Origin of the sequence: Bradyrhizobium sp. WBOS08, assembly GCF_024585125.1 — a bacterium.
Classification (GTDB): Bacteria; Pseudomonadota; Alphaproteobacteria; order Rhizobiales; family Xanthobacteraceae; genus Bradyrhizobium; species Bradyrhizobium japonicum_B.
Map to the genome: position 1 here is coordinate 6,570,937 of NZ_CP028988.1, position 12,825 is coordinate 6,583,761.

Annotated in this window: 16 protein-coding genes; 8 read left to right on the forward strand and 8 right to left on the reverse strand. The window is 65.9% G+C overall.

Going from position 1 to position 12,825, the window contains the following annotated elements; translation table 11 throughout:
* Nucleotides 1-115 precede the first annotated feature (115 nt).
* On the forward strand, nucleotides 116-718 hold the full coding sequence (locus tag DCM80_RS30930; RefSeq protein ID WP_257195119.1) for a TetR/AcrR family transcriptional regulator: 603 nt from the start codon (nucleotides 116-118) through the stop codon (nucleotides 716-718).
* Nucleotides 719-1,017: 299 nt separating this feature from the next.
* Here the strand turns inward: DCM80_RS30930 and DCM80_RS30935 are convergent, their stop codons facing one another.
* Both DCM80_RS30935 and DCM80_RS30940 read right to left on the reverse strand, forming a co-directional pair.
* Nucleotides 1,018-2,391: a PleD family two-component system response regulator gene (locus tag DCM80_RS30935; RefSeq protein WP_257180155.1), complete on the reverse strand. Its 1,374-nt coding sequence runs from the start codon at nucleotides 2,389-2,391 to the stop codon at nucleotides 1,018-1,020.
* Between the two features lie 14 nt (nucleotides 2,392-2,405).
* A complete protein-coding gene (locus tag DCM80_RS30940; protein ID WP_008566616.1) occupies nucleotides 2,406-2,771 on the reverse strand; it encodes a response regulator in 366 nt (121 codons plus the stop codon).
* Nucleotides 2,772-3,009: 238 nt separating this feature from the next.
* Here DCM80_RS30940 and DCM80_RS30945 point away from each other — a divergent pair, with 238 nt between their 5' ends.
* From DCM80_RS30945 to DCM80_RS30955, 3 genes are read left to right on the forward strand one after another with little or no spacing between them, the layout of a single operon-like run.
* The gene (locus DCM80_RS30945) at nucleotides 3,010-3,321 is read left to right on the forward strand and encodes a DUF3572 domain-containing protein (RefSeq protein WP_028135907.1); all 312 of its coding nucleotides are present in this window, start codon (nucleotides 3,010-3,012) and stop codon (nucleotides 3,319-3,321) included.
* Complete coding sequence (locus tag DCM80_RS30950; RefSeq protein ID WP_257195120.1) at nucleotides 3,318-4,607, forward strand: DNA polymerase IV; 1,290 nt, start codon at nucleotides 3,318-3,320, stop codon at nucleotides 4,605-4,607. Before DCM80_RS30945 ends, DCM80_RS30950 begins: the two co-directional genes overlap by 4 nt.
* Complete coding sequence (locus DCM80_RS30955) at nucleotides 4,607-5,005, forward strand: ACT domain-containing protein (RefSeq protein WP_257195121.1); 399 nt, start codon at nucleotides 4,607-4,609, stop codon at nucleotides 5,003-5,005. Before DCM80_RS30950 ends, DCM80_RS30955 begins: the two co-directional genes overlap by 1 nt.
* 26 nt (nucleotides 5,006-5,031) lie before the next feature.
* On the opposite strand, the gene DCM80_RS30960 is transcribed toward DCM80_RS30955, so the two are convergent.
* Nucleotides 5,032-5,433, reverse strand: coding sequence for a RidA family protein (locus tag DCM80_RS30960; RefSeq protein WP_135163700.1), 402 nt, complete (start codon nucleotides 5,431-5,433; stop codon nucleotides 5,032-5,034).
* Nucleotides 5,434-5,668: 235 nt separating this feature from the next.
* Nucleotides 5,669-6,514 (reverse strand): cell envelope integrity EipB family protein, encoded by an 846-nt coding sequence (locus DCM80_RS30965; protein ID WP_257195122.1) that lies wholly within the window; start codon nucleotides 6,512-6,514, stop codon nucleotides 5,669-5,671.
* 248 nt (nucleotides 6,515-6,762) lie between these two features.
* Here DCM80_RS30965 and DCM80_RS30970 point away from each other — a divergent pair, with 248 nt between their 5' ends.
* From DCM80_RS30970 to DCM80_RS30985, 4 genes are all read left to right on the forward strand, one after another.
* Nucleotides 6,763-7,230, forward strand: a complete 468-nt coding sequence (locus DCM80_RS30970) for a RidA family protein (RefSeq protein ID WP_018321130.1) — start codon at nucleotides 6,763-6,765, stop codon at nucleotides 7,228-7,230.
* A 6-nt stretch (nucleotides 7,231-7,236) separates the two neighbouring features.
* Nucleotides 7,237-7,983: a glycerophosphodiester phosphodiesterase gene (locus DCM80_RS30975; RefSeq protein WP_257195123.1), complete on the forward strand. Its 747-nt coding sequence runs from the start codon at nucleotides 7,237-7,239 to the stop codon at nucleotides 7,981-7,983.
* 198 nt (nucleotides 7,984-8,181) lie between these two features.
* Nucleotides 8,182-9,423, forward strand: a complete 1,242-nt coding sequence (locus tag DCM80_RS30980; protein WP_257195124.1) for a GNAT family N-acetyltransferase — start codon at nucleotides 8,182-8,184, stop codon at nucleotides 9,421-9,423.
* Between the two features lie 64 nt (nucleotides 9,424-9,487).
* Nucleotides 9,488-9,916 carry an HIT family protein gene (locus DCM80_RS30985; protein WP_257195125.1) on the forward strand — a complete coding sequence of 143 codons (429 nt, stop codon included), beginning with the start codon at nucleotides 9,488-9,490 and terminating at the stop codon, nucleotides 9,914-9,916.
* 120 nt (nucleotides 9,917-10,036) lie between these two features.
* Here DCM80_RS30985 and tsaA read toward each other — a convergent pair whose 3' ends face one another.
* From tsaA to DCM80_RS31005, 4 genes are all read right to left on the reverse strand, one after another.
* Nucleotides 10,037-10,528, reverse strand: a complete 492-nt coding sequence (gene tsaA, locus DCM80_RS30990) for a tRNA (N6-threonylcarbamoyladenosine(37)-N6)-methyltransferase TrmO (protein WP_257195126.1) — start codon at nucleotides 10,526-10,528, stop codon at nucleotides 10,037-10,039.
* Nucleotides 10,529-10,558: 30 nt separating this feature from the next.
* Nucleotides 10,559-10,909 carry an AzlD domain-containing protein gene (locus DCM80_RS30995; protein WP_028135897.1) on the reverse strand — a complete coding sequence of 117 codons (351 nt, stop codon included), beginning with the start codon at nucleotides 10,907-10,909 and terminating at the stop codon, nucleotides 10,559-10,561.
* Complete coding sequence (locus tag DCM80_RS31000; RefSeq protein ID WP_257198100.1) at nucleotides 10,906-11,646, reverse strand: AzlC family ABC transporter permease; 741 nt, start codon at nucleotides 11,644-11,646, stop codon at nucleotides 10,906-10,908. The genes DCM80_RS30995 and DCM80_RS31000 overlap by 4 nt, the downstream gene beginning before the upstream one ends.
* 155 nt (nucleotides 11,647-11,801) lie before the next feature.
* Nucleotides 11,802-12,755 (reverse strand): lytic transglycosylase domain-containing protein, encoded by a 954-nt coding sequence (locus DCM80_RS31005; RefSeq protein ID WP_257195127.1) that lies wholly within the window; start codon nucleotides 12,753-12,755, stop codon nucleotides 11,802-11,804.
* Nucleotides 12,756-12,825: the final 70 nt, after the last annotated feature.

Below are 12,825 nucleotides of genomic sequence, written 5' to 3' on the forward strand. Positions count from 1 at the left end.
TGGGCACGGCGCACATGCCGTCGTCCGCTTTTGCCGCCGATTTTGGTTACACAGACCTGTGTACTTAGGCTATGATCGGTAGGTGCTGTCAAGCGAACAGGACGCATTCTGCCGCATGGCTCCCCCGCCCACCCCACAGACGATGAAAGAGCGGATCCTAGAGACAGCCGACAAGCTGTTCTATCTGCAAGGCATTCGCGCGATCGGCGTCGACACCATCGCGGCCGAAATCGGCATCAGCAAGCGCACGCTGTACAACCACTTCCCGTCCAAGGACGCGCTGATCGTGGCCTATCTCGAGCGCCGTTTCGTGCACGCATCGCCCTCCGACAAGCCGCCGGCCGAGCAAATCCTCGCCACCTTCGATTCGCTGGAGCGGCGTTTTGCGGCCAAGGATTTTCGCGGCTGCCCGTTCGTGAACGCGGTCGCCGAGCTCGGCCCGGCCGACCGCGCCGTGAAGAAGATCGCCGTCGCCTTCAAGGAAAGCCGCCGCCTCTGGTTTCGCGACCGCCTGAACGAGCTCGGCGTGGCTGATGCGGACGCGCTCGCGACCCAGCTCGTGTTGCTCGTCGACGGCTCCATCGCCCAGGACCTCGTCCGTGACGACCCGGCGATGGCGCGCGCCGCGAAGGAAGCGGCGAAGGTGCTGTTACGGAATGCGGGGGTGGATGTGGGTCGTGATGCCGAGGCGGTGAAGGGCAAGCGGCCGCGGCAGTAACAACCGTCGCCGTCTCGCTCGGTGTCATCACCCGCGAAGGCGGGTGATCCAGTATTCCAGAGACAGTTGTGATTAAACCCAGAAGCCGCGGCGTACTGGATTCCCCGCCTACGCGGGGAATGACAGCGGTGTCTGTAGGGCTACCGCCATCCTGCCAAAATGCCCCTGTTTTGCCCGACACGTCAAACGGCGCGACCGCCCGCGCAAGGCCATTTCGCCACCCGCCTAACCCATTGATTCCGCTATCCCCGCCTACTGTGCATGGGGTTGTTTTCGCACTTTTTGTGTCGCGGCGGCCCTCAGGCGGCCTGCGACACCACCCGGTTGCGGCCGTCGTGCTTGGCCCGATACAGCGCGGTGTCGGCGCGCTTGAGCACGTCGGCGACCGCCTCGCCCTTTCGCTCCAGCGTGGTGAGGCCGATCGAGATCGTGACCTCGATGCGCTTGGCGCCCTTGTGGATCGCGAACGGCTCGCCCGCGATCGAGCGGCGGAGCCGCTCGGCGACCATGCCTGCGACGTGGAGATCGGTCTCCGGCATCACGATGACGAACTCCTCGCCGCCGTAGCGGCAGGCAAGGTCAATGCCGCGGATCGACTTGCGCACCCGCACCGCGAATTCGCGCAGCACGTCGTCGCCGGCGTCGTGGCCGTAATTGTCGTTGATCGACTTGAAGAAGTCGATGTCCAGGATCATCAGCGCCAGCGGCTTGCCGCGGGTCGAGGCCTGCTCGGCGAGCGTTGCCAGATGGCTCTCCATGTAGCGGCGATTGTGCAGGCCGGTGAGCGCGTCGGTGATCGCCATCTCGATCGAGTTCTGCACGTTGTCGCGCAAATGATCGGTGTAGCGGCGGCGGCGGATCTGGGTGCGGGCGCGGGCCAGCAGCTCGGTCTTGTCGATCGGGCGCAGCAAATAGTCGTTGACGCCGATCTCGAGGCCGCGCAGCAGCCGCGTCGAGTTCTCGGGGTCGGCGATCGCCAGGATCGGCACGTGGCGCGTACGCTCCAGCGAGCGCGCCTGGCTGCAGAGGCGGAGGCCGTCGAAATTGTTGAGGTCGAGCGAGACGATCAGGAGATCGTAATTGCCCTCGGCGGCGTGGAATAGCGCCTCCGTCGGATTGGGCTCGACGTCGATGGTGTGCTCGGCGGCGAGGATCGTCGCCAGCCGCTCATAGGAGGACTGGCGGTCGTCGACCAGGAGGATGCGGCCGCCCTTGCCGGTGTCGGCGACGGCGCTGCGCTCGGGCGCCTGCATGCCGATCTCGAGCGAGGTGATGGCGCGCATGCGCAGCTCGTCGGTCATCATCTTCAGCCGCGTCAGCGAGCGCACGCGCGCGATCAGCACGACGTCGGAGACGGGCTTGGTCAGGAAGTCGTCGGCGCCGGCCTCGAGCCCGCGATTGCGGTCGGAGGGACTGTCGAGCGCCGTGACCATGACGACGGGAATGTGATGCGTGGCCGGATCGGATTTGAGGCGGCGGCAGACCTCGAAGCCGTCCATGTCGGGCATCATCACGTCGAGCAGGATGATGTCGCATTCGGCGCGATGGCAGATCGCCAGCGCCTCGGTGCCGTTCGAGGCGGTCATCACGTCGAAATATTCGGCGGAAAGGCGGGCCTCTAGCAGCTTGACGTTGGCAGGGACGTCATCGACGACCAGGATACGCGCAGACACTGTGAACTCACTTCCTATCCGATAAAACGCCGGACCGTCTCAATGAATTTGCCGACCGAGATCGGCTTGGACAAATAGGCCTCGCAGCCGCCCTCGCGGATGCGCTCTTCGTCGCCCTTCATCGCGAACGCCGTGACCGCGACGACGGGAATGGCACGCAGCTCCGGATCGTCCTTGATCCAGCGCGTCACCTCCAGCCCGGAGACCTGCGGCAGCTGGATATCCATCAGCACGAGGTCGGGCCGCATCTTGCGAACGAGATCGAGCGCCTCGTAACCGTTGCTGGTGCCCGAAGTCTGATAGCCATGCGCCTCCAACAGGTCGCGGAAGAGCTTCATGTTGAGCTCGTTGTCTTCCACGATCAGGACGGTCTTGGCCATCCCGCCCTCCTGATTGGTCCGCAGGACCGATACATGTGACGCCTCAGACGCCGCTTTCCGGCGTTTCGAAAACTGGATTCAAACTAGCCTCAGATTCGCTTGAGTTTCGTTAAACCCGAGGGTCGACTTTCTGCGATGTGGTTTCCAGTTGCTTGTCTGGGGTCGGAAGACTCAGGGGCGAGACTCGGGCATGATGCAAAGTAGACACCGAAAGTTAACGGAAAGGCAAACCTTCCCCGTGAAAAAGCCTGTTCACAACCCCCGCGAAGTCGCTGAAATCGTTGCGATTCAGGCTCTGTCCTTCGTCGCGAGCGAGCCCGAGCGGCTGGGCCTGTTCCTGGCCGAGACAGGGGTCGGTCCCGAGACCCTGCGCAATGCCGCCGCGGACCCCAATTTCCTGCTCAGCGTGCTCGATTTCGTGATGCGCGATGACGCCACAGTGAAGGCCTTCGCCGGCTCGGTCGAGCTGCACCCGACCAACGTTGCCGCAGCGCGGCAGGTCCTCGGCGACTCGCTCGGCGATCCCTCCTGGGAGCGCGACGTGCCGTGACCGTCCCCGACCCGGCCGGGCCCCGCTGCTTCTGCCGGGATTGTCTGGCCGATCTGGACATAGCGGTGCGGCGCTGCTCGGCCTGCGGTTCCCCCCGTCTCGTCCGCCACCGCGCGCTGTCCACGCTGACCATCGCCCATATCGACTGCGACGCCTTTTACGCGACGGTCGAGAAGCGGGACAACCCCGACATCGCCGACAAGCCCGTCATCATCGGCGGGGGCAAGCGCGGCGTGGTATCGGCCGCCTGCTACATCGCGCGCACCTATGGCGTGCGCTCGGCGATGCCCATGTTCAAGGCGCTCGAGGCCTGCCCGCATGCGACCGTGATCCCGCCCGACATGGCGAAATATGTCCGGGTCGGCCGCGAGGTGCGCCAGGCCATGCAGGCGCTGACGCCGCTGGTCGAGCCGCTGTCGATCGACGAGGCCTTCCTCGATCTCTCCGGCACCGAGCGTGTGCACGGCATGGCCCCGGCCAAGGTGCTGGCGCGCTTTGCCCGCGAGGTCGAGCGCGACATCGGCATCTCCGTCTCGGTCGGCCTGTCCTGCAACAAGTTCGTGGCCAAGATCGCCTCCGACCTCGACAAGCCCAGGGGCTTTGCCGCGCTCGACCAGGAGGAAGCGCGCATGATGCTGGCGGACAAGCCGGTCGGGTTCATCTTCGGCGTCGGCCCCGCCACGCAGGAGCGCCTCGTGCAGCGCGGCTTCCGCGTCATCGCCGACCTGCAGAAGGCCGACGAGATCGAGCTGATGCGGCAGTTTCCGAGCGACGGCCGCAGGCTGTGGCGGCTCGCGCGCGGCATCGACGACCGCCGCGTCGAGCCTGACCGCGGCGCCAAGACCATCTCCAGCGAAACCACGTTCGAGACCGACATCCGCGATTTCGCCGAGCTGGAGAGGATCCTGTGGCGGCTGTGCGAGAAGACTTCCTCGCGGCTGAAGAGCAGCGAGCTCGCGGGCTCGACCGTCACGCTGAAATTGAAGACCGCCGACTTTCGTCAGCGCACGCGCTCGCAGTCGATCGCCGCCCCGACGCAGCTGGCCGCGAAGATCTTCTCGATCTGCCGCGAGATGCTGGCGAAGGAGATCGACGGCACCGCTTTCCGCCTTATGGGCGCCGGCGTCAGCGCGCTGCGCGAGGGCTCGCCTGCCGACGACACCGACATGCTCGACCGCCGCGCCGCCCACGCCGAGCGCGCGGTGGACAGCCTGCGCAAGAAGTTCGGCAGCGCCGCGGTGATCCGTGGCATCGCATATGACGGGCCGGAGAAGGCGCAGGAGTGATGGCGGGTGAACGCGATCTCCAGGTGCTGCTGCGAGGTATGAAGCCGGAGCTGCGGCCGGGCATCTTCGTGTTCTGTACGATCCCTGCAAATGAGCGCATTCCGGCGGCGATCAGCCCCCTGCTGACGTTTCGCGAGCAGGAAGGCACAACGCTGGTGATCCCTCGTGAAGAGGCTGAAGCCGCGGGACTGCGCTATGCGTTCGCTTCGCGGCTGATCACCCTGACGGTTCACTCCGCGCTCGACGCTGTCGGCTTCCTGGCGGCGATCACGGCGCGCCTCGCCGAAGCCGGCATCAGCGTGAATGCCGTTTCGGCGTTCCATCATGACCATCTCTTCGTGCCCGTTAACAGGGTGGACGAAGCGATGGCGGTCCTACAACAGCTGTCAGCAGAGTAGGATCTGCTACCCATCCTACAGTCAGATCAATCCGCGACCGCAATCGCCTCGATCTCGATCAGCCATTCCGGCGCGGCGAGCGCGGAGACGCCGACAAGCGTGGACGCCGGCGGCTCCATGCCTTCGAAGAAGGCCGAGCGGGCCTTGCCGATGATCGGCCGCAGCTCCGGCTTGTAGTTCACCACGAAGGTCGTGATCTTGACGATGTTGGAATAGCTCGCGCCGGCCGCCTTCAACGCGTGGCCGAGGTTCTGCATCACCTGCGTGGTCTGAGCGGCGATATCCCCCTCGCCGACAATCCGTCCCTCCTCGTCCACCGAGACCTGGCCCGAGATGTAGATGGTGCGCGCGCCTGAGGCGGTGACGACGTGGGAATAAGCGGGATTGTGGTGCAGGCCGCTGGGGCGGAGATGGTCGAGCTTGGGCATGGTGCTTGCCTCCCTGAGGTTTTTGGTTGGGAGAGAGCGTAGCTGGGGAGTGTGACGAGAGCTAGTCTGCCGCTACCAAGATCAACGCGGCGAAGAGAGATCTCGTAGGGTGGGCAAAGGCGCACTTGCGCCGTGCCCACCATCTCTCAATGACTATCGAGAGAATGCGTGGGCACGCTACGCTTTGCCCACCCTACGGCACTACGGCACTGGTCGCGCAGGAAGGGCTCTGCCCTCAATTGCAGGGCTTGCTGTCCTTGACGTCAAACTTGCCCATCGCGCCGGAAATGACGAAGTCGTTGTAGTCGAGCACGAGCTGGCGCGAGACGCCGTTCTCGTAGAGCTCGAACGCCATCGCATAGACCGGCGTCTGCTCGCCCTCCTTCTGCTGGGCGTCGCGGTCGAAATAGCTGACGGTGACCGGCCAGCGCTTCAGCGACTTCATGTGCTCGTCCGACGTCGAGGGATCGGCGGAGGTGGCGCGGTCGGCGGGAACCGGCTGGCCGATCACGGTCAGCGTGTTGTAGACCTTCTGACCGTCGTCGGAGCCGTCATAGACCGAGAGCTCGAGCAGCGATTTGCCGTCCCTGGCGGCGGCGATGATGCGCTGGATCTGCTCGGTGGGAAACACGATGCTGCCGTCGAGGGTAAAACTCTTCGGCGCCGGCAGCTTCAGCTTGACGTTGATGTGGTCGCCGTCGCGCTCGGCCATGCCGTCGACCCGGCCGGCATCGGCCTCGTTCATGCGCGTCTCGATCTTGAAGCGGTAGCTCTTGCCGGCGGCGTCCTCCCAGGAATTGGAACGGAGGTCGCTGAGCGTAACCTTGCCCTCGCCGCTGTCGAGCTCGGAGACCTGGCGGAATTCGGAGGTGTAGCCCTCGCACGCGCTGCCGGTGAAGTTGTAGAGGATGCGGCCGCGCGCGCTGTTGACCGAGTTGGAGCGCGATTTCACCAGGCTGAGATCATAGAGCGCCTGGTGCGGCAGGAACGGACCGTTGGCGGCTAGCGCGCCCTCGCCAAGGCCGAAACTGGCCGCCGCGAGCGCCATCACACCGAGCGAAGTCCGGAAAAGGTGCACCATGTCTATTCCTTGGGGGCGCGTCCCTGCGAAGCGCAGATTCGACATTTTAATGACCGTTCCATTGCGTCGCAACTGAGGCCGTTTCACGTAAAGTTGCCTCCTTGGCGCTGAACCTGCTGTCCGATCTCAACAAATACAGGCCCCTTGCGGTTGCTTGCATGTGGCGGCCCGATGGGCGAAACAGGGCGCGCCCGGCTACCTTTGCGGACGCGCCGGGGCGAATGATTTTTTGGACAAAGAGGTCGGACATGGCGGGCACGGTCGAGCAGAAGCTGGCGGAACAGGGCATCAAGCTGCACGAGGCCCCTACGCCCGTCGCCAATTACGTCCCGTTCGTGCGCACCGGCAATCTGCTGTTCGTCTCTGGCCAGGTCTGTTTCGATCCCGCCGGCAAGCTGATCGCCAAGGGCAAGCTGGGTGCGGGCGTCTCCATCGAGGACGGCGCCGCGGCCGCCCGCGGCTGCGCGGTGAACCTGCTGGCCCAGGTCAAGGCGGCGCTCGGCGATCTCGACAAGGTGGTGCGCGTGGTGCGGCTCGGCGGCTTCATCAACTCGGCGCCGGACTTCCTGGACGGGCCGAAGGTGCTCAACGGCGCCTCCGACCTGATGGTCGCCGCCTTCGGCGACAAGGGCCGCCATGCCCGCACCACCGTCGGCGTCGCCTCGCTGCCCGCCGATGCCGCGGTCGAGGTCGACGGCGTGTTCGAGGTCGCCTGACGCGACATGCGCGCGCCCGATTGGCTGACAGCCCGGCCGGTCGCCCATCGCGGCCTGCATGACATCTCCCGTGGCATCGTCGAAAACATGCCCGGCGCGGTGCAGGCCGCGATCGCGGGCGATTTCGCGATCGAGGTCGACATCCAGCTCTCCGCCGACGGCGAGGCCATGGTACATCACGACCATGCCCTCGGCCGTCTCACCGAGGCCACCGGCGAGGTGATCTCGAAGACCGCGGCCGAGCTGAAGGCCGTCAGGTTCAAGGACACGCCCGAGCGGATGATGTCGTTGTCCGACCTCTGCACCCTGGTCGCCGGCCGCGTGCCGCTGGTGATCGAGGTGAAGAGCCATTTTGGCGGCGACCGCAAGCTGGTGAAGCGGATGGCCGAGGTGCTGGCGTCCTATGACGGACCGGCCGTCGGCATGTCCTTCGACCCGGACCAGGTGTTGGCGCTGCGCGAGCTGTTGCCCTCCCGCCCGCGCGGCATCGTCGCGCAGCGGACCTATGAGGACGATTATTGGGCCAGGCTGACGCGGGAGCAGCGCGACAGCATGCTGTACCTGCGCCACGGCTTTCGGACCCAACCCCACTTCGTGGCGTTTCGGATCGACGACCTCCCGGCCCCCGCCCCCTGGATCGCCCGCAACATCTTCGGCTGCGCCCTGCTCGGCTGGACCGTCCGCACGGCGGAGCAGCGGACCCGGGTCGGGCAATGCGCGGACCAGATGATCTTTGAGGGATTCGTGCCGTAGGGCCTCGCTCGTGTCCCGGACAAGCGGCAGCGCGTCAGCGTTGCCGCGCAGAGCCGGGACCCAGGAGCGGCTCGCTGCGCGGCGAGATGGGCCCCGGATCTGCAGCGCACCGCTAAAGGAGCGCTGCGCTGCGTCCGGGGCACGCTCCCATCCCCGCCCTCTTGAAGTCGCTGCTGCAATGCACGATCTTGGGGGTCGATGGCATCATCCGAAATCACGCTCGAGGCCGTACCTTCGATTGACAACGTGTCACCGGAGGATTGGAACGCCTGCGCCAATCCCGGCGGAGGGTGCCATCAGGCCAGCAACGGAACCTCATCTTCCCTTTCAGGCGATTCCCTCGGCCTCTCAAGACCGGCCTATAACCCGTTCGTCTCCCACGCCTTTCTTTCCGCAATTGAGAAATCGGGTTCGGCGACCATCCGCACCGGCTGGGGCCCGCGGCATCTCGTGGCCAAGGTGGACGGCCGCGTCGCCGGAATCGTGCCCTGCTATCTGAAATCGCATTCCCAGGGCGAGTACGTGTTCGACCGCGGCTGGGCCGACGCCTATGAGCGCGCCGGCGGGCGCTATTATCCGAAGCTCCAGGTCTCGGTTCCCTTCACCCCGGCGACGGGCCCGCGGCTCCTGGTCCGCGATGGCGTCGACCGCGAGCGGATCATGGACGCATTGGCGAGCGGCCTCGTGGCGCTGTGCGGTGTCAGCAAGGCCTCCTCGGTCCACGTCACCTTCGCGCGCGAGGACGAATGGAAGCTGCTCGCCGAGCACGGCTTCCTGCAGCGCACCGACCAGCAGTTCCATTGGCACAATGAGGGCTTTGCCAGCTTCGACGATTTCCTGGCGACGCTGAATTCGCGCCACCGCAAATCGATCAAGCGCGAGCGGCGCGATGCGCTGGCCGCCGGCGTCACCATCCACTGGCTCACCGGCAAGGATATCACCGAGGAGGCCTGGGACGCCTTCTTCGAATTCTACATGGAGACGGGCTCACGCAAATGGGGCCGGCCTTATCTGACGCGGGAATTCTTCTCGTTGATCGGTGAGACCATGAGCCAGGACGTGCTGCTGGTGATGGCCCGCCGCAACGACCGCTGGATCGCCGGCGCGATCAACTTCATCGGCTCGGACACGCTGTTCGGCCGCAACTGGGGCGCAGTCGAGCATCATCCGTTCCTGCATTTCGAGGTCTGCTATTATCAGGCGATCGACTTCGCCATCAAACGCGGCCTCAGGCATGTCGAGGCCGGCGCACAAGGCGAGCACAAGATCGCCCGCGGCTACCTGCCGCGCACCACCCATTCCGCCCACTTCATCGCCGATCCGGGCCTGCGCCGCGCCATCGACGATTACCTCAAGCGCGAGCGCGCCTATGTCGCGGAAGCCGGACGCGAGCTCGCCGAGCTCGGCCCGTTCCGCAAAGGCGCCGACGAGGCGCCTTGACGGTTTGCCGCCGCTGGTGACAGTAAGCGCAATTCCAGGCGCAAAGTTCTCGGGAGCCGCCAATATGACCACCTACGACACCAACAACATTTTTGCGAAAATCCTGCGCGGCGAGCTGCCTTGCTACAAGGTCTACGAGGACGAGCACGTGTTCGCCTTCCTCGACATCATGCCGCGCGTCCCCGGTCACACGCTGGTGATCCCGAAGGCCCCTGCCCGCAACATCCTCGACATCGAGCCCGACGATTATGCCCATGTCGCCCGCGGCGCGCACAAGATCGCGGCCGCCGCCATGAAGGCCTTCAAGGCCGACGGCATCACCGTGCAGCAGTTCAACGAGCCCGCCGGCGGACAGGTGGTGTTTCACCTGCACATGCACGTCATGCCGCGCCACGACGGCGTCGCCATGCTGCCGCCCGCCAGCCGCAAGGAAGACGACAAGGTGCTGCAGGAGAATGCGGCGAAGCTGATCGCGGCGTTGAAGGCCGGGTAGCCCCACAGACTCCGTCATTGCGAGGAGCCCTTGCGACGAAGCAATCCAGAATCCCTCCGCGGAGGCAGTCTGGATTGCTTCGTCGCTTCGCTCCTCGCAATGACGCCGGAGAGAGCGTGACTACTCCATCTCGAAATCGCCCTTCTGCGGCGGCGCCAGCGGGGTGAACTCGCACCGATCCGGCTTGATGTCGATCAGCGGCGTGTTGTCGAGGCAGTCGAGACCGCGCACCAAAATGGCGTTGCCCTCGATGCCGACCAGCTTCACGATCGAGGTGCCGATCGGGTTCGGCCGCACCGGCGAGCGCAGCGAGAAGGTGCCGCGGGTCTTGTCGTTGTTCTTCGGGCTCTGCAGGATGATGTCGCGGCGGGACTGGTCGAGCCAGTAGAGCACCTCGAGATTGCTGTAGAAGTCGACGCCCTTGATGGCCGGCACGAACGGCTCGAAGATCTCGAGACGGCAGATCGGGCCATCCTGGCGGCCCTGCCGCGGCGTCTCCATCCGCGAGGTCCAGGGCGTGCGGATGCGGCCGATGAAGATCAGGCCGGCATCCTGCGCGGGCGGCAGCTCGATGGCGACCTCGCCCTCGCGGAGCTCGTTCTTGCGAACCATATTTCTAATTCCTTGCTGTCGAGCCGTGTTTTAGCCTAACCACCACTTGCCGGCCAGCATGAAGACTTCGCCGGTCACGACGCCCGCAAAGATCGAGCGGCGCGTCAGCAGGAACACGACGAGACCGGCGGCCACCGCGCCGTAGCGCAGGATATCAGGCACGCCGGCGAGCGCGCCCGGCGGCTCGACCACGATCTGGGCGATCACGCCGGCAAGGATCGCGGTGGCGACCGCCCGCACCCAGACCAGCAGCTCGGAGCCTTCGTCAATGCCGCCGCCGAACCACAGGCCCAGCATGCGCCAGATCTGGTTGGGAATGACGCCGGCGACGAACAGCACCGCCAGCGCATGCCAGTCGCCGATCAGCTGCGCCGAGCTCATGCGCGCACCTCCCGCCACCAATGCACGCCATAGGCGATCGTGCCGGCCACCACCCCGCTGAGCAGGATATCGACGCCGGAGCTCAGCTTCGCGGCCAGCGGATACAGCAAGACGCCGAGCACGAGCGCGACCACATCGGCAATTTCGCGGCTGTTGCGCGCGGTCGAGAACAGGAACGACAGCGGCGTCAGCAGCAGGATCGCCGCGCCGAGCGTCTGCGTCAGGTTGGCGGCGAGGAAATAGCCGACCGTGTTGGCAACGAGACAGACCGAGACGAGGCCGCAGCCGAGCCCGTGAACGAAGGCGATGCGCCGCTCACGCGGCACCTGCGGCAGGAAGCGGTGGCACTCGACCCACAGCGTGACCGCGGTGAGATGCGCGGCAAAGACCAGCTCGCGCCGTCTGGTCGTCGGCGTGCGCATCAGCGGCAGCACCGAGACCACCATCGGAAACAGCCTGATGGCGCTGACGGTGACGGCGATCGCCGACTGGATGATGGTAGCGCCGGAGCCGAGCGTGGTGATCAGGATGATCTGCGCCGGCCCCGCCCAGACGAACAGCGTCGAGGCGAGCGCCCAGAGCAGGCTGAAATGGGAGTCGTGCGCAAGCGCGCCGATGCCGAGATAGGTCACGAACAGCACGATGGTGAGGATCGTCTGCGTGATCGAGCGCAGGCCCCAGCCGAAGGCGAGCCAGGAGCTATTCCATTGCGGGGAATCGAGCGGGGGAAGCGCCACGGAAGGATTGGCCGGGTTGCGGAATCGGGCCTGCATAACGGGCAATGGGAGCATCCGCGTCAAGGAAGCCCGCGGCGGGGCTGGCATGCGCGACCCACCCACCGCCGTCATTCCGGGGCGCGCCACTTGGCGCGAGCCCGGAATGTCAAGCGGAGTTACCCGCTCACACCCCTGTTCCTCAGCACGAAGCACGCCCCGCCCGCCTTCCTGATCCGGTTGCACAGATCATCCGCCTCGCTGCGCGTCTCAGTGCCGATGCGCACCTGGTAGAACGCGCGCGTGCCGCGGCTGCGCATCACCGAGGACAGCAGGCTCGGGTCGCGGTCGCCGATCACCGCGCTGAGCCGCGTGACGGCACGCGAGTACATCGCCAGCGCCCTGTTGCGGTCGAAGCCGGCGGCGAGCTGGACGCCCCAGGCCTTGGCGGCCGCAAGCTCCACGTGCTGCTCGAGCTCGGCAACGAAGGCATTCGGTGCGCGCTTCAATAGCGCCATCAGATCGCGGCAGCTCGTCGGCGGTGAGCTCGGTGGTCCCTTGCCGGTCGCTCCTGCCTTGGCCCAGGCATCGACGCTGGTGCCGGTAATGGCGTAGACGTAGTTGCGGGTCTGCTCCGGCATTCCGCCGGTGCCGGCGAGCCATTCCCGCACGCGCCGCGGGCCGGCATTGTAGGCCGCGGCGGCAAGGCCGAGATTGCCGAACTGGCTGCGCAGCTCGCTCAGAAATTCCGCCGACTTCGGCAGCGCCTGCACCGGATTGAACGGATCGAGCAACCCGCGCTCGCTCGCGGTGCCCGGCATGAACTGCGCGATGCCCCGAGCGTGCTCGCCGCTGCGCGTCATGGGGCCGACCGCATCGGCCTGGAAGCGGCTTTCCTGCCAGATCACCCGGGCGAAGAATTCCAGTGGGAGATCGGCATCGCGCGCCGCCGCCTCCATGATCAGGCAGATCGACTCCCGCGTGTCGCTCTCGCGGGCGTCTTTCCGCGTCTCCGGCGGCTTCGCGGGTTCCTCGGCCTTCGGAGGCACGTCCGGGGCCGGCGTCTCCTCTGCCAGCGCCGGCGACAGCACGAGGGCTTGGCACAAGACAGCGATAACCCGAGCTATTCGCATGGCATCGACGTGACAGGACAAATCGGACCTTGACTTGGAACCCCAGCCAACTAGCAACACACGGCAATAT